Raw genomic sequence first — 22,785 nt, 5'->3', positions numbered from 1 at the left:
CCGGCAGAGCTACACGGGCGCTTCCGCTTTTCTCGTACAAAAGTCCGAGGGAGGAAATTTTTAAAAAAGTGTATGGTTAAATCAGGATGAATGAGGTGAATGGGTATGGTGATGAGCGAGCCCTCCAATATAACGCTACTGAAAGAAATAGCCGAGTTGCTCAATGAAGAAACGGATATGGTGCGCATGCTGGATGGTGCCATCCGGAAACTATTGAGTGCTTCGACTTTTGAGACCGCCTGGATTTTCTTTATTAATGAAAAAGGGAAACATCAATTGGTGGCGCAGGCGAATCTGCCGGCTCCTTTGGAAGACAATAATTGCCGTCATCTGCAAAAAGGCGGCTGCTGGTGCGTCAAGCGCTACCATGATGGGGACCTTGATAAAGCGTCGAATATCATCGCCTGCCAGCGCATCGAAAATGCCATGCCTGCAAAAGCACGGAAGCAGGGCAGCATTACGCATCACGCGACAGTGCCCCTGCAGTCGGGGAAAGAAAAGTTCGGGCTGTTGAATATCGCAGCACCGGACACTGTCGGTTTTTCAAAAGATGAGTTGGCTCTTTTGGAATCGGTAGCTTTTCAAATCGGCTCAGCGATCAAGCGGATCGGATTGACCAAACAAGAGCAGGAATTGGCGCTCGTCAAAGAACGCAACCGATTAGCGCGTGATTTGCACGATTCGGTCAACCAATTGCTGTTTTCGGTGACATTGACTGCCCGGGGAGGCGTGGAGATGTCGGAAGATCCTACTGTTCAGGAAACTTTCCGCGATATCCAACACCTGACCCAGGAAGCGTTGAATGAAATGCGGGCGTTGATCTGGCAGTTGCGGCCAAAAGGGCTGGAAAGCGGGTTGCTTGATGCCATTAAAGGCTATGGTGAAATGCTTGGGCTGACAGTTGAAACAAAAATGACCGGCGTCATCCAATTGCCATCGCGCATCGAGGAGACTTTATTCCGGATTGCGCAGGAGTCGTTGAACAATGTACGGAAACATGCCGGCGTCAATAAAGTCGAATTGTATTTGTCGGTCACTGCCACTGATGTCTTATTAGTATTAAGAGATGAAGGGCGGGGGTTTGCTTTTGACCATAATGTCAACCTGCCGTCCATTGGCATCCAAAGCATACGCGACCGCGCCAATGCAGAAGGCGGAACAGCCGATTGGTCCAGTGAAATCGGCAAGGGAACGGAGATTCTGGTGCGGATTCCGTATTAATGGAGGAGTGAAGAACATGGTGAAAGTATTGATTGCCGATGACCATCACGTGGTCCGGCGAGGCTTGCTGTTCTTTTTGAAAACACAAAAGGACATAGAAGTGGTGGGGGAAGCCGTAAACGGCAAAGAAGCAGTGGAAATGGCTGCGGTCCTTCAACCGGATATCGTCCTGATGGATTTGGTGATGCCGATTATGGATGGGATCCAGGCAACCCGGCTGATCAAAGAACAGTTTCCGGATATGATTGTCCTGATGCTGACCAGTTTTTCAGACCAGGATCATGTAGTGCCAGCGATTGAAGCGGGAGCAGCGGGCTATCAACTAAAAGATATTGAGCCGGACGAACTGGTGGCTTCGCTGCGCAGTTTGATGCGCGGTGAAAATACTCTTCATCCGAAAGCATCGTCCGAGCTGATGAAAGCTCCGGCTGAACCAGCGCCGCATACCTTAAACCAGCTGACGCCGAGAGAACAGGAAGTGCTGGCCGAACTGACAAAAGGCAAAAGCAACCGTGAAATCGCTTCGGCATTGTTTGTCACTGAAAAGACGGTGAAGACCCATATTTCCAATATCTTTATTAAATTAGTCGTTCAGGACCGGACGCAGGCGGCGCTTTATGCCGTTAAGCACGGGCTGACGGAACCAGGAAGAAATTAAAAAGAGTGCAACGGAGGTTTCCGTCGCACTCTTTTTTATCGTTTTTTCACCGGTCGTTTGCGGCTGTCTTTGGTCACTTGTTTCCATTTGCTGCGTTCGGCTTTCTGGGCCGCCACATCGCTTTTTCTTTCCATATGGGCAAGTTCACGCTTCAGCTTCAAGTAACTCCTGTAACGTCCGGCATCCAGTTCGCCGTCTTGGAGTGCTTCTTGAACGCGGCATCCCGGTTCATCATGATGGGCGCAGTCTCGGAACCTGCAGGCTAGCGCCAAATTTTCCACATCGCTGAAGCCTGCTTCGACACCTTCTGAATAATCCCCGAGTTGAAATTCGCGCATGCCGGGAGTGTCGATCATCAATCCGCCTTCGGGCAGCAGAATCATTTCCCGGTGGGTGGTTGTATGCCGGCCTTTGCTGTCGTCTTCCCGGATGTCCTGGACCATCATGCGCTCGCTGCCGGACAGTGCATTGATCAATGACGATTTTCCGACGCCTGATGAACCAAGCAAGGCACCGGTCTTTGAACCGGCCAACTGTTGCTGGAGCTCATCAATTCCTTCGCCGGTCAAAGCGGACACGGCATAGACGGGAACGCCGAATGCCACCGCTTCAACCTGGCGCAGATAAGGTCCTGTGTCGGAGCATTGGTCTTTCTTCGTCAAGACGATAACGGGGTTTGATCCTGAATCCCAAGCCGCCAGCAAATAACGTTCAAGGCGACGGACATTAAAGTCATGATTTAAGGACATTGCCAAAAAGACAAAGTCCACGTTGACGGCAATCAATTGGATATCGGAAGTTTCTCCGGCGCCTTTTCTTGAAAACTGTGAAGTGCGGGGCAGTACTTGATGAATAATGCCTTTCTCTTCGCCTGGCATCTGTTCGGCTATGACCCAATCGCCGACACACGGGAATTCTATGCGGCTATGCTGATGACGGTATTTTCCGGACAGTGAGCAGAGCCATTCCCCATTGGTTGTTACAACACGGTATAAATTTTTATGTTCCAAAGTGACGCGGCCAGGGATTCCTGGTGCAGTTATTTTTTCCTGCCAGCTGGAGTTCCAGCCGTACTGTTCAATCTTCGTCAATGTTGTTTCCTCCTAATTATGCAAAATAAAAAACCACGGATGCGCGCAATTCGCAGTCCGTGGTCCCCAGGCATAATGGAAGAAGCGTATCGTCAGCGATACACAGAAGGAGACACTATAGACTGGAATTGCGTATTCAAAAATAAAATAGCCATAATACCTCACCTCTTTCTTCAAGTTAATTTAACCATACTGCATGGCAATTTGAACGTCAAGTTATTTTTCTGAAGATTGGATATAAAGGGTTTGGAGTTTGGTTTCAAGCTGCAGGATCCGGAATCCGGATAGAAAATTTTTTCGATTAAATAGAATGAAGACTTGCATTTATAAAATGAGAACGCTAATATAATGGTAATATTCTGAACATACTAACTGGTTAGTATCGTGAAAGGGGACTACTGATTTAAAACCGCACGGAGAAAAAGAAGATGAAGAATTTCGGTGAGGAGCAGGGAAAAGCTCGCGACATCCTGCTTGAGTTTATGTGTACGCCAATCTGTCCAATGAGGTGAGAAAATGTCGAAACAAGAAAATATGACCATTCCAGTAAGAACTGGGGAAGAATTAGACTATCCGGCGCTTGAAGATTTTCTGCGCCATCACATTGAGGACTTGCCATCAGGAGAATTGAAAGTCCAGCAATTTAGTTCTGGCCATTCGAATTTGACATATGCACTGCAAATCGACAGCTGGGAGGCGGTTCTCAGGAGGCCGCCGCTGGGACCGGTCGCACCAAAAGCGCATGATATGGAACGTGAATTCAACATCTTGTCTGCACTTCATCCTGTTTTTAAGACGGCTCCAAAGCCCTTTGTATTTTCAGCTGATGAATCCATCATCGGCAGTCCTTTTTTTGTGATGGAAAGGCGGCATGGCATCGTATTGGACACAGAGTTTCCAGAAGGAATTGAAGTGACAAAAGATCTGGGGCGAAAAATTTCAGAGAAGATGGTCGATACACTTGTCCAACTTCATGCGTTGGATTATAGAAAAACACCACTTGCAGACATGGCAAAGCCTGAAGGGTTTATGCAACGCCAAGTAGAAGGCTGGATAGGGAGGTATGAACGTGCCCGAACCGACGATATTGAAGGTGTAGAGCAGTTGAAAGAGTGGTTGCTGACGAATATTCCGATTTCCCAGGAACCCGCCATCATCCATTATGACTTCAAACTGAATAATGCGTTGTTTTCAGAAGATTTTTCCGAACTGACAGGATTGTTTGATTGGGAAATGACCACGGTTGGGGATCCGCTGGCCGATTTAGGAGCGGCTATGAGCTATTGGATTCAAGCGGATGATCCTGATCTATTGAAACACGGGCTTGGCAAAGCGCCGGTGACGGTGCTGGATGGATTTTATAGCCGTGAAGAATTTATCGCAAGCTATGGAGAGAAAAGCGGGCGAGACGTTTCAAATATGAACTTTTATTTGACATTCGCTTATTTTAAATTGGCTGTGATCATTCAGCAAATCTACTATCGCTATAAAAAAGGACAAACCCAGGATTCACGCTTCTCCCATTTTGATCAATTTGTCAAAAGTTTAATGCAGCACGCGTGGATGACAGCGAAAAGGGAGTGAATCGGTGCCGAGACTTCATGTGTTATTGAAAAAAGAAGAGATTGATGATGCCAAAATGCAGGAAGATAAAACAGTGGTGATATTCGACATACTGCTGGCGACATCGACCATCACAGCCTGTTTTTGGCATGGAGCAAAAGAAGTGGTGCCGGTACTGAACAGTGATGAAGCACTTCGTGAAGCAAAAGGAAGGCCGGCCGACAGTTTTTGCTTGGTCGGGGAATACAATGGCAAGACGATTGAAGGTTTTTTGGATCCCAATCCATTGCAGTTAAAAGACCAGATCCGTGGCAAAACGGTAGTGCTGTCAACCACAAACGGAACGGTGGCAATTCGGAAATCTGCTGTGGCAAAAAAAGTGTATACCGCTTCTTTGCTGAACGGCGAGGCAGCAGCAAGAAAGATAGCAGCAGACCATCTTGAAGATACGATTGTCGCTGTCTGTTCAGGGTCGGGCGGGGAGTTTTGCATGGAAGATCTATACGGCGCGGGTTATTTTGTGGATTGCCTGATGACCCTTACAGACAATTGGGATTTAACGGATTCGGCAAAAGCAGCTCGTATTTTTTACCGTTCGAATACGGAACATGCACAAACGATTTTAAAAGATTCACGTGTCGGGAAAATGCTGATGCGGAATGGATTTGAAGAAGAAATCGATTTTATTGCCAACTGTGGGTTGATCGATAGCGTGCCATGGCTGAAAGACGGGAAATTGGTCATCGAGTAAAATTAGAGGAGGAAACAGAATGGAAAACAAACATTTAAACATTAATTTGCAAGGGGCAGTATTGTCCCTGCAATTGAATCGTCCAGACAGCTTGAATGCATTCAGTCCCCAAATGATTGAAGGCTTGTATACCGAAATAAAAAATGCGGGCAGCAATCCGGAGATTAGAGCGGTCATCCTGTCAGGAGCAGGCAGGTCTTTTTCAGCGGGTGGAGATGTGAAGACGATGGGGCAAGCGGGATCTTCAGAGACCTATGAGCATATCGGCAAATTGAACGAATTGGTGTTGGCGATGCGGGCGCTTGAAAAGCCGATCATCGCAGTGGTTCATGGCTTTGCAGCGGGAGCCGCTTTTAACCTGGCTTTGGCAAGCGACATCATCTTAGCGGCTGAAGACAGTAAATTCGTTATGAGCTTTTCTCAAGTGGGATTGATTTCAGATGGAGGCGGTTTGTATTTTCTTCCGCGTTTGATCGGGCCTTACCGTGCCAAGGAATTATTTTTTAATGCACAGCCGATCACTGCTGAAACTGCTCATGAATGGGGAATCGTCAACCATTTATATCCGCTGGAGAAGCTGGAGCAAGAGGCTGTCAGCTTTGCTGAAAAACTGGCAAACGGACCGGCAAAAGCATTCGGGCTGCTGAAAAAAATCACCGATCAATCAGCGACTGCCGGATTGGCGGAAATCCTGGAACAGGAACGGATCACACAAGCGATGATGATCACTACCGACGATCATTTGGAAGGGGTCTCTGCCTTTAAGGAAAAGCGCAAGCCGGTGTTTAATCAAAAACAGCAGGTATTATGAGTGCAAGGAATAAAATATAGGAGTATTTGGTAAATTTGAACGAGGTGAATCGATTGGAGGAGGGGTATAGAAAAGAAAAAAGGAGGAGTGGCAATGACTTCAAATCGTGCCAATGAATACGGTTTGTTTACAGATCAATTTACGCAGAACCCTTATCCAGCCTATAACAAATTGAGGGAAGAGGACCCCGTCCATGCTGTGCGTTTTCCAGATGGCCAGAACGGCTGGATGGTGACGCGCTATAAGGATGCAGAAGAAGTCCTGAAAGATCCCCGTTTCATTAAAGATATGTCGAAGATTTATGGAGGCAGCATGGACATGTTGAGTGTCTTTACGCAGAACATGCTGTTTTCAGATCCGCCTGACCATAAAAGGCTGCGCGGCCTTGCCCAAAAAGCTTTTACCCCTAAAATGATTTCGGGCATGCGCGGCAGGATTCAGGAAATAGCAGATGAGCTGCTCACGGCTATGGAAGAAAAAGAGCAAGTCGACTTGATTGATGAATTCGCTTTCCCTCTGCCGATCATCGTCATCTGTGAAATTTTAGGTGTACCATCGGCAGACCGCGATAAATTCCGGCTTTGGTCCGACTCACTGATTGAAGGCACCAGCGGGGAACTGGGGGAGACAGTCTATCAGCACATGAATGAATTTGTCCAATACCTGGGGCAATGGTTCGCGAAAGTTCGGGAGCATCCTGGAGATGATCTCATCAGCAGCCTGATTCAGGCGGAAGAAGAAGGAGACCGCTTGAGTGAACGGGAGCTGTATGGCGTGGTTACCTTGTTGATTATTGCTGGCCATGAAACCACGGTAAATTTAATCGGCAATACGGTGCTGTCCTTATTGGAAAATCCGGAGCAGCACAAGCTTCTGGAACAGCAGCCCGAGCTCATCACTCAAGCCATCGAAGAGTCTTTGCGCTTTAATGGACCCGTGGAATTCAGTACGTCGCGATGGGCGGGGGAAGATTTCGAATTTCAAGGCAAACAAATGAAAAAAGGCGATTTGGTCGTAGTGTCGCTGAATTCTGCAAACCACGATGAAGCGCAATTCGAAGACCCTGACCTATTTAATATCGAGCGCGAGAAAAGTCCGCACTTGGCATTCGGCAAAGGAATCCATATGTGCCTTGGAGCACCTCTTGCGCGTTTGGAAGGGGAAATTGCCATCGCCAGTCTGCTGAAGCGGTTTCCAAATATGAAACTGGCTGCAGACAGCAATGAATTAAATTGGCGGCCGGGCATGATTGTCCGCGGCGTCAAAGAGCTGCCTGTGCTGCTCAAATGAATAGGAGAGAAAGGGCTGGAGTGCATCCAGCCCTTTTTTGTTTGTCCAAAAGCCATCACGGGAAAGGGAGTTAGAAAGGCAGTTACAAGAGAGGGGATTAACTATGAAGTCACTATCGTTTTGGCTGAAGGAAAAATTGTGGCTCACTCCCGCATTGTATATCGTGATGGCCGTTCTCCTATCGATCACGTTCTTCTACATCGATCTTTTGTATATTGAAAGTCTCAAGCCCTATATCCCTTCTATTCTTTTGACGAATGTCGATTTGGCGAAGACCATCATGGGGAGCTTGTCAGGTGCTCTTTTGACCATGACCACTTTTACTTTTTCCACGATCCTGGTTGTCTTGACCATGTATTCGTCTCAATTTTCACCAAGAACATTGAAAAACTTCATTCACGACAAAATCACTTGGCGGGTATTGGGGATTTTTCTCAGCGGCTTTATCTACAACACGTTATCGCTGCTGTTTATGAGAGACGATTTGTATTCCACTGATGTGCTTTCCACGTTCGTCGGAATTGTCATCGCTTTTTTCTGTCTTTCCACGTTCGCTTATTTTATCCACTATATTGCTACCAATGTGCAGGTCGGCCAGCTGGTCAATGAATTGATCGGCGATACAGAAAAGGCCATCTCTAAACTTAAAGAACTGCAGGAAAATGAAAACAGCAAAGAAACTGTATGGAATCCTGTTGGCATCAAAGAAACGCACTGTGCTGAAAAAGAAGGCTATATCCACTATCTTTCTTTTGGCAAGCTGGTGGATTATGCGGAGGAGCACAAGCTGAAAGTGGAGATCCTCGTCCAAACGGGAGATTATGTCTACGAAGGAAAACCGATTTTCCATGTATTTAAAACCGGGGAGGCCAACGTGTCTGTCGCTAATTTCTACTCGCTCGGCACTTCCAGGACTTCGGAACAGGATCTCGATTTCGCGATTCAAAAACTGGTGGAAGTAGCGCTTCGTGCCATATCTCCAGGCATCAACGATCCGAATACAGCCAATGAAATCATCCTCCGGCTGGGTCGTTTGCTTGGCCAGTTGGGGCAGCTGAAAACAGGTCCGTTCCTATTGGGCGGAGAAGAAAAAGGAGAACGGGTCTTGTATCGTTTTCCTACATACAAGAATGTATTGTACAAAACCTTTTATCAAATAGCCCACTATGGAAAAGAGGACATTTCGGTATTGATTTCCATTATAGAATCGTTGATTGTCGCTGCAGAACTTGTGCCGAAGCGCCATCACGAGGAGTTATGGGACACGCACGGCTATATTCTGGAAGCTGTCGATACCAAAGGGTTGAAATCATTCGATCGGGAAACGCTGCAGGAAAAAATCGATCAACTGGCTGAGGCGACTGGCCAGCATTCCTATAATATTTTGTTGACTGAGAAGGGCTGATGGCGATTCTGCGGGAAGCGCCATTCATAAAGGAGGGAAATGATGCAGAACAACCAATTGTTTGAAGGAATCGACTTTTTACGGAATTTGTCTGTCGGCGAATTTCTGATGTTCTTTATTTACTTGGCTTTGATCCTTCTTGGGAAATCCCTGCTGCTGTTTCTGATGAGAAAACTGATTTCCTCCAAAGATTTCAAAGAACGGATTTATCCTGTGATTGAAGATGTGTTGAATTGGCTGGTGCTATATGGCGGTATCCTTTTCTTCCTGTTTTACTTTTCCAAGGAACAATGGCTGACTTTGGCTTTTTATGAGACAGAAGGGGTGGAAATCTCCATTCTGCTGATTGTGGTGGCAGTAATGATTGTGACTTTTGCCAGCCGCCTGATAAGGGCGTTCAACCATTACGTCATGCCATTTGTCTATGAACAGTTTAATGTGGACATCGGGATGGGCTATACCATCAACCGCTTGTTGTATTACGTGGTGATGTTCCTGGCGTTGGCCATAAGTTTTACCACGGTCGGCCTCGATTTGACGGCCCTCGGATTTGTATTCAGCGTCCTCGGGATCGGCATCGGGTTTGGTGTACGCAATATTGCCGCCAATTTCGTTTCCGGCATCATTATCTTGTTTGAACGGCCGATGGAGGTCGGGGAAATGGTGGAAATCGATAAGAAAATCGGGCGGATCACCAAAATCAAGCTCAGGTCAACAGTCATTGAGACCTTGAAAGAAGGTACATTGGTAGTTCCCAATCAATATTTCATCGAACAGATCGTCAAAAATCGTTCCAGTGCCCAATTATATGCACGGGTTGTAGTCAGTGTGGATTATGGCAGCGATACAGAAAGAATCGAGCGGATTCTGAAAGCCGCAGCTGTCAAGGCAAGCCATTTAATGAAAGGAATACCGGAAAAAGAACCGGATGTCCGGTTTATCGATTTTCGGAACTCGGCACTCGATTTCCAGGTGGAAGTGCAAGTAACCGACGTCGAGATGAAGGAAAGGCTTGAAAGCCGGATCCGCCATGCCATTGCAGAAGATTTTATCGAAAATAAAGTGAAGTTGGCACAGACGATATACGAAAGGCAATAAAAAGTCCATGGCTGTTGAAGGCCATGGACTTTTTAGGGTTTTTAAAAAACTATTCGTCGAAGTCGTCCTCTTGAGCGTAAGTAAAGGAATAATCCGGTTCGATATGGACCAGGATGACGCAATGAGGTTTTACTTTCTGAATTTTTCGTTCGATTTCTTCTGTAATCCAGTGGCTTTCTACGACATTCAGGTTAGGGGCCACGCTGACCGTTAAATCGATGAACATGACATTGCCATGATTCCGTCCTTTAAAGTCGCGCAACGTGATGACGCCGGGCACTCTTCGGACCAAAACAGATAATGTCTCCACCTCGTCTTCATCAAAGCCATCCGTCAAGGTGATGACAGACTCCTTGAAGATATCCAGAGCGGTCTTGATGATGATCAACCCGACAATGAAGGCTGTGATGACATCCAGAATCGGCGCACCGAAAACTGCACCGATGATGCCAATGCCGGCGCCGATACTGACCAGTGCATCGGAACGGTTGTCATAGGCTGCTGCACGGACAGCTGTACTTTTGATTTCCCTGCTGAGTTTCAAATTATAGCGGTAAACGGCATACATCACGACTGCTGAGAAAAAAGCGATCCAGGCAGTAATCAGCGATGGCGCTTCAGCTACGGGTTCGAAAATCGACCGGACAGCATTGCTCAGAACCTGCAAGCCGATGACGGCCATAATGAAAGAAGCCAGAAGCGAGGCGATGGTTTCTGCCCGAAGATGTCCGTAATGATGATTTTCATCCGGCGGCTTCTGGGAAATTCTGAGGCCGACGAGAACAGCGATCGATGCAATAATATCTGTCAGGTTGTTAAAGCCATCCGCTTTCAAGGCTTCGGAAGAACCCCAAAAGCCAAAAATCAGTTTGAGGGCACTGAGGAACACATAAGCCCCAATACTGATCCAGGCACCTTTTTCCCCTCTGCGTAAATTTGTATACAAGTCCATAAAGTTTCCCGCCTCCAAGTTGCTGAAACAAAGTGAAACGACCCTCATAGGAGGGCCGTTTCACTTTCTTTATTTAATATTTTAGCTGTTAGAATATATAGTTGAGTGCATGCATATGAATTGCGGTGTTCTACATTAGAAAAGTAGACAAGGCAAATGTTGCCAAACCGTCTTTTAATAGTATCAATGTCTTTTCAGGCATTGTCAATACCGAAAAGATTCTGTAATAGAGCCAGTCATAAATTTTACAAAAATTTAATGTTGAATCATATAAGCAAACAGTTATGCTTATAGATAGAATCTTTAATTTAAAGGAGAGAGCTATGGCTAAGAAAAGGAACACCTATGCAGAAATTTTAAAAGCTTCGACAAAGCTGGGGCTGACGTCCTTTGGAGGGCCGGCAGCGCATATCGGTTATTTCAGGGATGAGTATGTCACCAAAAGAAAGTGGCTGGACGACAAGGCTTACGCAGATATAGTGGCGCTTTGCCAATTCCTTCCGGGACCGGCAAGTTCTCAGGTGGGGATTTCCATCGGCATGCTGCGGGGCGGCATATTCGGCGGATTTTTATCCTGGTTCGGATTTACGATGCCTTCAGTCATCCTGCTGCTGTTATTTGCACTTGTCGTCACCAATGGTTCGTTTGACAGTGGATGGATACAGGGATTGAAAATTGTCGCCGTCGCAGTTGTTGCGCACGCTTTGTTGGGGATGGGGAAAAGTTTAGCACCGGATCGGCAGCGGATTGCCATTGCAGTTGGAGCGGCGATTCTGATCTTGCTGATTCCCACAACGTGGGCTCAAATTGGAGTGATTATTGGAGCGGGTATCCTTGGGTATGCCATTTACCGAAAAGAGAAAGCGCCGGAACCGGTCAAACTGGTGTTGAGCTTCGGCAAAAAGACCGGCATGGCAGCTTGGGCCGTTTTTGCCGCTTTATTGATCGGCTTGCCGCTGATCCGTCCGTTTATTGAATCCACTTCGTTTGCGATTTTTGATATTTTCTATCGTGTCGGTTCAATCGTCTTCGGTGGAGGGCATGTGGTGCTGCCGATGCTGGAGCGTGAAGTGGTGCCGGATTGGATGACGCCCGATGCCTTCATTGCCGGCTATGGTGCCGCACAGGCCGTTCCGGGTCCACTCTTTACCCTGTCCGGCTATTTGGGGCAATTGATGAATGGCGGATGGGGAGTGGTGATTGCTGTGATTGCGATGTTCCTGCCGTCATTTCTATTAATCATTGGAACATTGCCTTTTTGGAGCATCATCCGGACAAAATCAGGTGTGCAGGCAGCCCTGAAAGGGGTTAATGCAAGCGTGGTCGGCATCTTGCTGGCCGCTTTATACGATCCTGTTTTCACTTCTGGAATTCGTGGGCCTGTCGACTTTGCCATTGCGATAACCGCCTTCACAATGTTAGTCTATTTTAAACTGGCCCCGTGGCTTGTCGTACTGGTGACGGCGGTGCTGGGTGCGATCGCTTATGCGATTTAAAGGCTAGAGGAGGATGGCAATGGTGACGAGCAAAGAAAGAGATCAACAGGATCCGTTAGCGAATTTTAAACAGGAGTTTTTTGTGGAAAAGGAAACGGTCTACATGGATGGCAATTCACTTGGCTTGATGTCCAGACGTTCTGAAGCAAAATTGGAGGCCTTGATGGACAGCTGGAAGACATTCGGAATTGATGGCTGGACAGAAGGCGAACATCCTTGGTTCACCTTAGCGGAAACGATGAGTGCACGTGTTGCACCCTTGGTCGGGGCTGGAGCGCATGAAGTGATGGTGACTGGATCGATTACATCGAATATCCACCAGATGCTGTCGACCGTGTTTCAGCCGACGTCCGAGCGTTCTGCAATCATCGTGGACAGCTTGAACTTTCCTTCGGATATCTATGCAGTGGAAAGCCACCTGCGTCTGCGAGGACTGGATCCGGCTGAGTCGATGCGCAAAATAGGGAGCAAAGACGGCTATACGCTGGAGCTGAATGATATTCTCGAACAGCTGAGGGACGATGTGGCTGTTCTGCTGCTGCCGTCTGTGCTGTACCGGAGCGGCCAGTTGTTGCCGATCCGTGAAATCACGGAAGCGGCCCATCAAAAAGGCATTCTGGTCGGGTTTGATTTGGCACATTCGATTGGTGCCATGCCCCATAATTTGCACGAAGACGGAGTGGATTTTGCCGTTTGGTGCCATTACAAATACATGAATTCAGGACCGGGCGGAACCGGCGGACTTTATTTGCATGAACGGCATCACGACTTGCTGCCCGGCAATGCCGGCTGGTTCGGTTCTGATAAAACACGCCAATTTGATATGGACCATGAATTTTCGAAAGCACCGGGTGCAGGCGCCTATCAGATCGGTACACCGCATATTTTCAGCATGGCTCCTTTACTGGGAAGCCTGGAGCTGTTCGAGGAAGCGGGTATTGAAGCAATCCGACAAAAATCGCTGCAGCTGACCCGTCTGTTAAGGGAGTTGGTTGGACATCAAGTTCCTGAATTGATCGATGTTACCCCTAGTGAAGACGAGGCACGAGGCGGCCATATCGCCTTTTCCCATCCGGAAGCAGCACGGATCTGCAAAGCCTTGAAAAGAGCTAAAATCATTCCGGATTTCCGTGCGCCGAATATCATCCGCCTGGCACCGGTCGCTTTCTACACATCGTTCAGCGACGTAGAGAAAGTAGCAGAGAAATTGCAGAGCATCATGGACAATGAAACCTATAAAAATTTCAGCAATGAACGAAATGTGGTGGCTTGAATGGAACCTAAAAAAATCATTGATATTTCCATGGAATTGAGCAATGCAACCCCGGAATGGCCAGGAGATATGCCGTTCAGCTATGAACTGTCCGTCACCAAAGAGCAAAGCGGTTCAGTCAATGTCGGGAAGCTGCAGTCCAGCACCCATATCGGCACGCATGTCGATGCCCCTTTCCATTACGATGATCAAGGCATCCAGATCCACGAGCTTCCGCTGGATATTTATTTATCAAAAGCCCAGGTCGTGGATGTCAGCGGATTGAGTACAATCAGCGCAGCGGATTTGGCTACGCTTGAAAAAGGCGTCACGACCTTATTGCTGAAAACTATGTCTTGGACAGACCGCAGCAAATTTCCTGAAAAGTGGCCAGTATTTGATGAGTCGATTGCAGAATGGATGGCTGACAATGGCGTGAGGCTCCTTGGAGTCGATGTGCCATCCGTGGATCCTGAAACCAGCAAAGAATTGCCGATGCATCAGGCAATGAACCGCCATCAGCGATTTATACTGGAAGGCATCGTATTGGATGATGTGGCAGCAGGGGTCTACCGATTAGCTGCCTTGCCGCTAAAGATAAAAGGCGCAGAAGGCAGTCCGGTACGGGCAATACTTTATATCTAGAAAAGCGGAAGCGCCCGTGTAGCTCTGCCGGGCATAAGACAGACCTGCAGTGTGGCGTTCTTTGCCACGCAGCTGGGTTGGCTTATGACCCAAAGAGCTGGGCGCTGGAGCTAGACAATGAGAAAAGCGAAAGTGCCTGTTCAGCTCTGACAGGTGTAAGACAATCTGGCAAAGCGGCATCTCTTCAGCCGCACAGACGGAGTGGCTTACATCCCGAAGAGCTAGGCACTGCAACTGGACAAAGAAAAGCGGAAGCGCCCTTCAAATCTATACAGTTTCAAGGAAATGATAAAAAAATGATATTTCCATGAACCACAAATAAAACCTTCACCAGAATTACTGGTGAAGGTTTTATACGTAATCTGAGCGGAAATAAGGCTCCATGCTTTTTATATTCATGGCAATCTCATCGCAGATCTCTTGATAAAGTGCCCATTGTTCTGTACTGTCTGTGCTGCGAAGCTCCGGATTGCGGATGTCCCAGCGCAACAGTTTTTGGCTGGGCAAGTCAGTTGGAATGTCTCCCTGCTCCAACTCTCCATCATGCAGAGCGATGATCAGGTCAGCTTCGCCCACTTCTTCCGGGTTGTAGGTCCGTACTTCAACGGGCGGCAAATCCAATATGACTTCTTTCATCACTTCTAAAGGCATGTCATTGAAAGAGGATTGTGAATCCTGTGTCCAGGCAGCACTGCGAATATCCCAATCAGGAAGCATAAGCCGATTAGCCCAAATTTCGGCCATTAGACCACGATCTTGGTGGGAAGATAAAAAATAAACAGTATGTCTTGGCATGGGTGATCCCTTCTTCCTGTTGGTCAAACCGATTTTTTGCTACTAGTAATCTTTACCCATCCATTAAGGAAATAAACTACTAATTATGTGATGGAATTGTGATAATTATGTATACTGAGACGGAAAGATCCGATTTCCCGGCAACTAGACAATTGCCGGGAAATCGGATCTTTTATTTGACTACCAATATCGAACTTGGTGAATCCTTGATCAGTTTTTTGCTTACGGATCCAACAAAGAATTTTTGCAAGCCTGATTTTCCGCTGTTGCCGATGACCAATAAATCGATTTTCTGTTCTTCGATAAAAGCGGAAATCGTCTTGGCCGCATTTCCTTCCAGTGCTAAGACAGATGCTTTGATATCATGTGCATCCAGCTGCTGTTGAATGGAATTATGCATGTGCTTGGAATATTCGACTACTGTATTATCATAATCTTTCGGGGGACTGAAGCCCTCGTCTCCGATTCCAGGAGGCATAAACTGTGCATAATTGCTGTCCACATTAGCTGAAACAACAGGAGCTGAAGCATGGCCTACATCCATATAGCCAACGCTTTCCCGATAATCTTCATTGACATAAATAACTGAAAGCTTGGAATCCGGCAATGCTTTGACAAGTTCCACTGCTTTGTCGAATGCAATCCGGCTTCCGTCAGACCCATCATACGCCACTGCGATATTTTTATACATTTCCTTCACCTCACCCTGATTCTCTTAGTTCTAAATTACCCTCGAACCTCAGAATGAAACATCCGTTATTTTTTGGAAAGAAAGTATTTTCGAAAAATGTTGACAATTCAAAAAAGACTTTGGTACTCTTGAATTAACAAATAAAAGGAAATGGAGGTTTTGATAATGAAAGGGATCCAAACTGTTAAGAAAATCATTTTAATATCATTATCAGATCCTCCTGTATTTTTTTCCTGAGCTTATTTCGGAAATAGAAGTATTCAGGACAGGTCTGTAAAATTGTCCTGTTTTCATGAGCGTACGCCCATAAACGAGGCGTGCGCTTTTTTATGGTTTGAACAGTTTTTAGAACTGTTTAGATGGATGGAAACTACAAACTCAGCAGGGATTTCTTCATCCCCACTGACCGTTCAAGCAGGATGAAAATCGAGGGGGAGATGTTCGATATGAGGCAGCTGCGAGACGATTAGCGGATTTGGAAAAAAGAAAGAAGGCGTAAATAATGTTTGATGTGTTATGGAAATTAAAATGGTTTTTTAAAGAAAATTGGCTGCGGTACACCACGGCTGTTGTTCTGCTATTCATTGCAAATATTTTAGAAATTATTCCGCCTTGGCTGATCGGCGTTGCCATTGATGCCATTGCGCAGGGAGAATTGACTGCGCAGCTGATGTGGCAGTATATCGCTGTGTTGGCAGCAGCCATGGTATTGGCTTATTTGATTAATTTTGTCTGGCAGTACCAGTTATTCGGCGGAGCATATGTCATTGAACGCCAGCTTCGTTCCAGCCTGATGGGGCATTTCCTAAAAATGACTCCGACTTTTTACGAGAAGAACCGGACAGGTGACTTAATGGCACGTGCCACTAACGACTTAAAGGCGATTTCGGAGACAGCGGGATTTGGCATTTTAACATTAGTGGACTCCACTTTGTATATGGCGACCATCATAGTCGCCATGGGTATGCTGGTTTCATGGGAATTGACGTTCCTGGCAATGATTCCATTGCCTATCATGGCAATTATCGTTCAAATACTGGGCAAGAAAATCCATGTCCGCTATATGGAAGCTCAAGAAGCATTCGGTGATATGAACGACAGCGTGCTGGAATCTGTCGGAGGCGTTCGAGTGATCCGGGCATATGTCCAGGAACGCGCTTCTGAGCAGCAATTTGCGGATATGACGGATGACGTCTACGAAAAAAATATGGCTGTGGAACGAATTGACGCATTGTTTGCGCCGGTCACCAAGGTGCTGACATCCATCAGCTATATGATCGGGCTCGGCTACGGAGCATTTTTAGTCGCTGATGGAACGATGACCCTTGGCGATCTGGTCGCATTCAATGTCTATCTGGGCATGATCGTTTGGCCGATGTTCGCCATCGGGGAACTGATCAACATCCTGCAGCGGGGAAATGCTTCCCTGGACCGTGTCAATGAAACATTGGATTATCCAGAGGATGTCACGGATCCGAAAGAGCCTGCCAAAACTGGCCGTCCAGAACGCATCGGCTTCAAGGATTTCAGTTTCACTTATCCACAATCAAGTTCCATCAATCTTCAAGGCATCAATTTATCAATGGACAGTGGACAGACGCTTGGCATTGTCGGCAAGACAGGCAGTGGGAAATCGACTTTCGTCAAGCAATTGATGCGGGAATATCCGACCGGACAAGGGTCCATCCTCATGAATGGCATCGAATTGAAGGAATTGACGAAAGATCAATTGCGCAGCTGGATCGGGTATGTGCCCCAAGACCACGTCTTGTTTTCACGGACCATCCGGGAAAATATCCTGTTCGGCAAATCGGATGCCAATGAAGATGAACTGATTGAAGCGCTTCGCCTGTCTTCCTTCGAAAAGGATCTGGCATTATTGCCAAGTGGACTGGATACGCTCGTCGGTGAAAAAGGAGTGGCATTGTCCGGCGGCCAGAAACAGCGGATTTCGATCGCACGGGCATTGATTAAAAATCCGGAAATCCTGATTTTGGATGACTCATTGTCAGCGGTAGACGCGAAAACAGAAGCGCGCATCATTGAGAACATCCAAACAGAACGTTCCGGCAAGACGACGATCATCACGACGCACCGGCTGTCGGCTGTAAAGCATGCCGATTGGATTGTGGTGCTGGATGATGGGAAGATTATAGAAGCAGGAACTCATGATGATTTGCTGAAAAAAAACGGCTGGTATAATGAACAATTCCTCCGACAGCAAATCGAGGAGGTGTAGACATGGGGACAGGAAAACGATTAGTACACTATGCACTGAATTTTAAAAGCGTTTTGATTGCCGGATTGGTGATGCTGGCGATTGCAGTGGCTGCGGATCTCGCAGCACCGCTGATTGCCAAGGAAATCATCGATAACCACATAGCAGTTTCAGGAGACACAGTAAACTTTGAACCGATTGCTTACCTGCTGGCTTTGTTCTTTGTATTGGCGATCGTCACCGCGATTTTCCGCTACTGGCAATCCATTCTTTTGCAGAAAGGGGCCAACCGGATCATCCGGAAGATGCGCAATGATGTTTATGAACACACGCAGACCTTGCCGATCCGCTATTTTGATAATCTGCCGGCGGGCAAAGTGGTATCGCGCATCACCAACGACACAGAAGCAATCCGTGATTTGTTCGTGACGGTATTGTCTCAATTTGCGACAAGTTTCATGTATATGGGCGGCATTTATGTTGCATTGTTTTATCTCGACTGGAAAATGGCAGCCATGACATTGGTGCTGATTCCACTGCTTTATGTCTGGATGCTGGTCTACCGCAAATATGCGGCCCGCTACAACCACATCGTGCGGGAAAAAGTCAGTGAAATGAACGCCATGATCAATGAGTCGATCCAGGGGATGACGATCATCCAGGCATTCCGCCGGGAACGAAAGATGAAAGATGAATTCGAGGAAATGAACGATGAGCATTATAAATACCAGAAGAAATTATTGGTGCTTGAAGGAGCGGCTTCCTATAATTTGGTCGGCGTGCTGCGGTCCATGACCTTTATCTTGTTTGTCTGGTATTTTGGCGGAGCTTCCATGTCGGGCAGCGCAGTGGTTACAGTTGGTGTGCTGTATGCGTTCATCGACTACATCATCCGTCTGTTCAATCCGATCAGCGGCATCGTCAATCAGTTTGGCCGCCTGGAACAGGCATTAGTGGCTGCTGAACGGGTATTCCGATTGCTGGATCAAAGCGGCGAGCCTGTAGTGGATAAAAAGATAGCACGCTATCAGGGCAATGTCCGTTTTGAGAAAGTCTGGTTTGCCTATAAAGAAAAGGAATATGTTCTGAAGGATATTTCTTTTCAAGCGAAGCAGGGGGAAACAGTAGCATTGGTCGGCCATACCGGCTCGGGCAAAAGTTCCATTATGAACCTGCTGTTCCGCTTCTACGACGTCAGTGAAGGAGCCATAACGATCGATGGCATCAATATCAACGAGATGCCAAGGCAATCGGTAAGAGAACACATGGGCATTGTGCTGCAAGATCCTTACTTGTTCAGTGGAACGATCGAGTCGAATGTCACGCTCGGAGATGAGCGGATCACCAGGCAAATGGTGATTGATGCCTTGGCCGCAGTTGGCGGCGATCGGGTATTAGACCATCTGCCGAAAGGAATTGATGAGCCGGTCGTGGAAAAAGGCAGCACGCTTTCTTCCGGACAGCGGCAATTGGTGTCTTTTGCACGGGCACTGGCGTTCGACCCGGCGATTTTGATTTTGGATGAAGCAACTTCCAACATCGATACGGAAACAGAAGAAATCATCCAACATGCCATGAATGTATTGAAAAAAGGCCGGACGACATTTATCATCGCCCATCGTCTGTCGACAATAAAAAATGCCGATCGCATATTGGTATTGGAAAAAGGGGAAATTGCAGAAGCGGGTTCCCACGAGGAATTGATGAAGCTTGGCGGTACCTATTTCCAGATGTACAAAATTCAATCAGGAATGTCCCAAACCCAATCTGTTGGGTAAAGGGGCATTCCCTTTTTTTGAGTTCACGAAGCTATCGCTGTTAAATTCGGCCGGCGTTCCCTATAATTAAAAGGGCGGACGAAAAAAAGCGCAGGAACTTTCCCGCGCTTTAATCGTATACATGGTAGAGCATCAGCTCGTGGATCATGGTTTTGATGGTCTCTTCGTCCTCTGGTGCCTTTGAGCGCCACACGATGCTGCCATCCGGATGGTATTCTCCGGAAATCCGCTCATTTTTGTAAAAGAAGGAAATATCCCATCCCGGCAGTTGACGATTTTCGAACATCGGCTTGAATTTAAAATGCTGAAGCATGAAGATCCTCCTTTGCCTTACCCTTTCATTATAGGGGATTCCACCGAATACACAAAGCAGAAAAAGAAATGAGTGACAAAAGTGAATATTATATGGACATTGGCTTTTATGGCAGTCGTAGGCGCGTTAATTGGTGGCGTCACCAACCATCTGGCAATTAAAATGCTGTTTTGGCCTTACGAGGCAAAATATATCGGGAAATGGCGCGTTCCGCTGACTCCCGGGCTGATCCCGAAACGGCGCGATGAATTATCCCGGCAATTGGGACGCACCGTCGTTGAACATCTTTTAACCCCGGAAACTTTCAAAAAGCGTTTTTTCAATAAAGAAATGCATGTGAAAACGGAGAAATGGATCAATCGGCAGTTGAGCAAGCACGTGTTTGATTCGCCGAAATCCTTTAATGACTGGCTTCTTGCAGCTGGGCAAACCGGAATGGATACTAAAATCGAGGCAAAGCTGGATGAATTGGTCGATCTCCAGAAAGACTCGCTGCAATCTTATATTGCAGGAAAGACCATCCGTGAACTGATGCCTGACAACTGGAAAGCGGAAACGGAGACAAAGCTGTTTGAAGGCGTGCAGTATGCAATCGATCAGGGAACAGCTTACTTTGAGTCTCCGCACGGCAGACAAACCATCAAGTCGCTGTTGGACGAGTTCCTGGAATCACGGGGGCGTTTCGGCCATATGCTGCATTCGCTGCTCGGTGAGTCGAAGCCATTGGTCGACCGCATCCAACCGGAAATCATCAAATTCCTTAATTCGCCGAGAACTTTTGAGCTTGTAGGAACTTTGGCGTATAGTGAATGGGAAAAGGTGCAGGACCGAAGAGTCGACGAACTGTTGAAGGAATTTGATTTTGATACGGCATTGGCAGCAGTAAAGCAGTATGTCCGTGAAAAAGCAGCAGTATCCACGCGTTTGAACGCAACACTTGCAGAGACTTGGCCTGGAGGGTTAGAATGGACAAGTGTTAACTTTACTCCACTTGTGACAGACTTTGTCTTCGAGCAAGGAGAGCATAAATTGGAAGAAACCATATTGAAGATTGATATGGAAGGTATGGTGAAACAGCAAGTCGATTCTCTGCCGCTCAGCCGCCTGGAAGAATTGGTGCTTGGGATTTCACGGAGAGAATTTAAGATGATTACCGTATTGGGCGCTTTTCTGGGAGGATTCATCGGGATCTTCCAAGGGATTTTCGTCATGATACTAAACTGACTACAGAAGGAGATTGATGAAAATGACAGTAAACATTTATGACGACATCAACAAATTGGAAAGCACGTTCCGTTCAACAGACGAATTCAAGAAATTGGAAGAGGCTGTAGCACAAGTAACATCGGATAACGAAGCAAACGAATTGTTCAAGACTTTCCGCGATCTGCAGATCTCTCTTCAGCAAAAACAAACACAAGGTGAAGAAATAACTGAAGAAGAAATGATGGACGCGCAGAGCACTGCACAAGCAGCTCAGCAAAACGAAAAGATCCTGGCAATGCTTGAAGCCGAAATGGGATTGAGCCAAATGATTGAAGAAGTAAACCGTGTTTTGATTAAACCAGTACAGTCTCTATACGAAAGCATGTAATTTTACAGAAATAAAGGATTTTTAAAGAAAGACACCGAATACGTAAAGGTGAATGACAATTCATTTTTACGAAGGGGTGTCTTTTTTTTATGTATGAGACGATTAGATTGACGAAACAAGGACGAATCGGCCAACTGGTTCTGAATCGCCCGAAATCAATGAACTCCATGAATGGAACGATGATGAAAGAATTGGCGGATTGCTTTGAATCGCTGCTGCAGGATAGCACGGTGCAAGTGCTGATCATCCGCGGTGAAGGAAGAGCATTCTCAGCCGGCGGCGATATCAAGGAAATGATGGATCCGGAAAATCCGATGGATATCGAATTGGTCATGAAGGATGTCAGCCGTTTGGCAAAAGCGCTTTACACCTTGCCGCAAATCACAGTTGCCGCAATCCACGGGGCATCGGCAGGGCTCGGCTTCAGCATCGCGCTGGCTTGCGACCACGTCATTGCTGAAGAAAACAGCAAATTGGCCATGAATTTTATCGGCATCGGCCTGGTGCCGGATGGCGGCGGCCATTTCTTTATGAAAGAACGTGTCGGCGTGCCGAAAGCCAAGCAGATTATATGGGCGGGACAGACGTTAAAAGCGCATGACGCTCTGGCGAAAGGCCTGATTGAAGAAGTGACGGCTGAAGGGCGTAGCCTCCAGCAAGCTGAAAGCTATGCAGCTGAAGCGATAGCATCGCCGCTTAGTGCCAAATTGGCATCCAAGCATATTCTTCATCAATTGAAAGTCGATGAATTGGAGCAAGTGCTGGAAATGGAAGCGAAAGCACAGTCAGCTATGCGGAAATCAGCGGATCACCTGGAAGGCATCCAGGCATTCGTCGAGAAGCGCAAACCTGAATTTAAAGGTCAATAATAAAAGCATGGCGGGAATTTTCCGCCATGCTTTTTTCGGTCCTATGAATGGAAAAGAAGAAGCTTGCCGGCAGGTGACGCCAGGCGATGGGTTTGGTTGATCAACTCTTTCTCTTCCAGGATGATTTGTCCTTTATCACGTGCTTCTTCATCTGTTTCGGCAGTAAATGTTTCATCTAATATCTGTTTTCCTTTTGTTTCGAACGCTGTCAGTTTATATGTTCTCATGCGGAATCAGTCCTTTCTGAATGGTTATTCATTTTAAGTATAAAGGGTTTCTTTTGAAAAGTCCTGC

At 46.9% G+C, this 22,785-nt stretch carries 22 protein-coding genes; 16 read left to right on the top strand and 6 right to left on the bottom strand.

The window, feature by feature from the left end:
- Window positions 1-105: 105 nt before the first annotated feature.
- Together AC1MEO_RS07535 and AC1MEO_RS07530 are read left to right on the top strand one after the other, a co-directional pair.
- Entirely contained in the window at window positions 106-1,221 is a 1,116-nt protein-coding gene (locus AC1MEO_RS07535) for a GAF domain-containing sensor histidine kinase (protein ID WP_480336051.1), read from the top strand.
- Between the two features lie 16 nt (window positions 1,222-1,237).
- Window positions 1,238-1,879, top strand: coding sequence for a response regulator (locus AC1MEO_RS07530; protein WP_480335372.1), 642 nt, complete (start codon window positions 1,238-1,240; stop codon window positions 1,877-1,879).
- 35 nt (window positions 1,880-1,914) lie between these two features.
- On the opposite strand, the gene rsgA is transcribed toward AC1MEO_RS07530, so the two are convergent.
- The gene (rsgA, locus tag AC1MEO_RS07525) at window positions 1,915-2,970 is read right to left on the bottom strand and encodes a ribosome small subunit-dependent GTPase A (protein WP_480335371.1); all 1,056 of its coding nucleotides are present in this window, start codon (window positions 2,968-2,970) and stop codon (window positions 1,915-1,917) included.
- A 516-nt stretch (window positions 2,971-3,486) separates the two neighbouring features.
- On the opposite strand from rsgA, the gene AC1MEO_RS07520 reads away from it, so the two are divergent.
- The 6 genes from AC1MEO_RS07520 (at window position 3,487) to AC1MEO_RS07495 (ending at window position 9,888) form a co-directional block, all read left to right on the top strand.
- Complete coding sequence (locus AC1MEO_RS07520) at window positions 3,487-4,554, top strand: phosphotransferase family protein (protein WP_480335369.1); 1,068 nt, start codon at window positions 3,487-3,489, stop codon at window positions 4,552-4,554.
- 4 nt (window positions 4,555-4,558) lie between these two features.
- Window positions 4,559-5,284, top strand: coding sequence for a 2-phosphosulfolactate phosphatase (locus AC1MEO_RS07515; protein ID WP_480335368.1), 726 nt, complete (start codon window positions 4,559-4,561; stop codon window positions 5,282-5,284).
- 19 nt (window positions 5,285-5,303) lie between these two features.
- Window positions 5,304-6,095: an enoyl-CoA hydratase/isomerase family protein gene (locus tag AC1MEO_RS07510; RefSeq protein WP_480335367.1), complete on the top strand. Its 792-nt coding sequence runs from the start codon at window positions 5,304-5,306 to the stop codon at window positions 6,093-6,095.
- Window positions 6,096-6,188: 93 nt separating this feature from the next.
- Window positions 6,189-7,385, top strand: a complete 1,197-nt coding sequence (locus AC1MEO_RS07505) for a cytochrome P450 family protein (protein WP_480335366.1) — start codon at window positions 6,189-6,191, stop codon at window positions 7,383-7,385.
- A gap of 103 nt (window positions 7,386-7,488) precedes the next feature.
- A complete protein-coding gene (locus tag AC1MEO_RS07500) occupies window positions 7,489-8,790 on the top strand; it encodes a DUF2254 domain-containing protein (RefSeq protein ID WP_480335365.1) in 1,302 nt (433 codons plus the stop codon).
- Between the two features lie 42 nt (window positions 8,791-8,832).
- Window positions 8,833-9,888 carry a mechanosensitive ion channel family protein gene (locus AC1MEO_RS07495; RefSeq protein ID WP_480335364.1) on the top strand — a complete coding sequence of 352 codons (1,056 nt, stop codon included), beginning with the start codon at window positions 8,833-8,835 and terminating at the stop codon, window positions 9,886-9,888.
- A 49-nt stretch (window positions 9,889-9,937) separates the two neighbouring features.
- Here AC1MEO_RS07495 and AC1MEO_RS07490 read toward each other — a convergent pair whose 3' ends face one another.
- The gene (locus AC1MEO_RS07490) at window positions 9,938-10,840 is read right to left on the bottom strand and encodes a cation diffusion facilitator family transporter (protein WP_480335363.1); all 903 of its coding nucleotides are present in this window, start codon (window positions 10,838-10,840) and stop codon (window positions 9,938-9,940) included.
- Between the two features lie 323 nt (window positions 10,841-11,163).
- On the opposite strand from AC1MEO_RS07490, the gene chrA reads away from it, so the two are divergent.
- Genes chrA through kynB form a run of 3 tightly spaced genes read left to right on the top strand, consistent with a single transcriptional unit; the run spans window position 11,164 to window position 14,233 of the window.
- On the top strand, window positions 11,164-12,336 hold the full coding sequence (chrA, locus tag AC1MEO_RS07485) for a chromate efflux transporter (RefSeq protein ID WP_480335361.1): 1,173 nt from the start codon (window positions 11,164-11,166) through the stop codon (window positions 12,334-12,336).
- A gap of 19 nt (window positions 12,337-12,355) precedes the next feature.
- The gene (gene kynU, locus AC1MEO_RS07480) at window positions 12,356-13,609 is read left to right on the top strand and encodes a kynureninase (protein WP_480335360.1); all 1,254 of its coding nucleotides are present in this window, start codon (window positions 12,356-12,358) and stop codon (window positions 13,607-13,609) included.
- The gene (kynB, locus tag AC1MEO_RS07475) at window positions 13,610-14,233 is read left to right on the top strand and encodes an arylformamidase (protein WP_480335358.1); all 624 of its coding nucleotides are present in this window, start codon (window positions 13,610-13,612) and stop codon (window positions 14,231-14,233) included.
- Window positions 14,234-14,584: 351 nt separating this feature from the next.
- Here the strand turns inward: kynB and AC1MEO_RS07470 are convergent, their stop codons facing one another.
- Together AC1MEO_RS07470 and AC1MEO_RS07465 are read right to left on the bottom strand one after the other, a co-directional pair.
- A complete protein-coding gene (locus tag AC1MEO_RS07470; RefSeq protein ID WP_480335357.1) occupies window positions 14,585-14,977 on the bottom strand; it encodes a phosphatase in 393 nt (130 codons plus the stop codon).
- 223 nt (window positions 14,978-15,200) lie between these two features.
- Window positions 15,201-15,719 carry a universal stress protein gene (locus AC1MEO_RS07465; RefSeq protein ID WP_480335356.1) on the bottom strand — a complete coding sequence of 173 codons (519 nt, stop codon included), beginning with the start codon at window positions 15,717-15,719 and terminating at the stop codon, window positions 15,201-15,203.
- A 502-nt stretch (window positions 15,720-16,221) separates the two neighbouring features.
- Here AC1MEO_RS07465 and AC1MEO_RS07460 point away from each other — a divergent pair.
- Both AC1MEO_RS07460 and AC1MEO_RS07455 read left to right on the top strand, forming a co-directional pair.
- Entirely contained in the window at window positions 16,222-17,958 is a 1,737-nt protein-coding gene (locus AC1MEO_RS07460) for an ABC transporter ATP-binding protein (RefSeq protein WP_480335354.1), read from the top strand.
- Between the two features lie 2 nt (window positions 17,959-17,960).
- The gene (locus AC1MEO_RS07455; protein ID WP_480335352.1) at window positions 17,961-19,715 is read left to right on the top strand and encodes an ABC transporter ATP-binding protein; all 1,755 of its coding nucleotides are present in this window, start codon (window positions 17,961-17,963) and stop codon (window positions 19,713-19,715) included.
- A 109-nt stretch (window positions 19,716-19,824) separates the two neighbouring features.
- Here the strand turns inward: AC1MEO_RS07455 and AC1MEO_RS07450 are convergent, their stop codons facing one another.
- Window positions 19,825-20,028 carry a YheE family protein gene (locus tag AC1MEO_RS07450; RefSeq protein ID WP_480335350.1) on the bottom strand — a complete coding sequence of 68 codons (204 nt, stop codon included), beginning with the start codon at window positions 20,026-20,028 and terminating at the stop codon, window positions 19,825-19,827.
- 108 nt (window positions 20,029-20,136) lie between these two features.
- Between AC1MEO_RS07450 and AC1MEO_RS07445 the strand changes: the two genes are divergently transcribed.
- The 3 genes from AC1MEO_RS07445 (at window position 20,137) to AC1MEO_RS07435 (ending at window position 22,491) form a co-directional block, all read left to right on the top strand.
- Window positions 20,137-21,252, top strand: a complete 1,116-nt coding sequence (locus AC1MEO_RS07445) for a DUF445 domain-containing protein (RefSeq protein WP_480336049.1) — start codon at window positions 20,137-20,139, stop codon at window positions 21,250-21,252.
- A gap of 22 nt (window positions 21,253-21,274) precedes the next feature.
- Complete coding sequence (locus AC1MEO_RS07440) at window positions 21,275-21,622, top strand: YlbF family regulator (protein ID WP_480335349.1); 348 nt, start codon at window positions 21,275-21,277, stop codon at window positions 21,620-21,622.
- Between the two features lie 89 nt (window positions 21,623-21,711).
- Window positions 21,712-22,491, top strand: a complete 780-nt coding sequence (locus tag AC1MEO_RS07435; protein ID WP_480335347.1) for an enoyl-CoA hydratase — start codon at window positions 21,712-21,714, stop codon at window positions 22,489-22,491.
- Window positions 22,492-22,532: 41 nt separating this feature from the next.
- Here AC1MEO_RS07435 and AC1MEO_RS07430 read toward each other — a convergent pair whose 3' ends face one another.
- Window positions 22,533-22,718, bottom strand: a complete 186-nt coding sequence (locus AC1MEO_RS07430) for a YhzD family protein (RefSeq protein ID WP_480335345.1) — start codon at window positions 22,716-22,718, stop codon at window positions 22,533-22,535.
- Window positions 22,719-22,785: the final 67 nt, after the last annotated feature.

This window comes from Planococcus sp. BI3 (assembly GCF_056680115.1).
The sequence above is the reverse complement of the archived record's forward strand: the minus strand, read 5'-3'. Positions and strand labels throughout refer to the sequence as shown.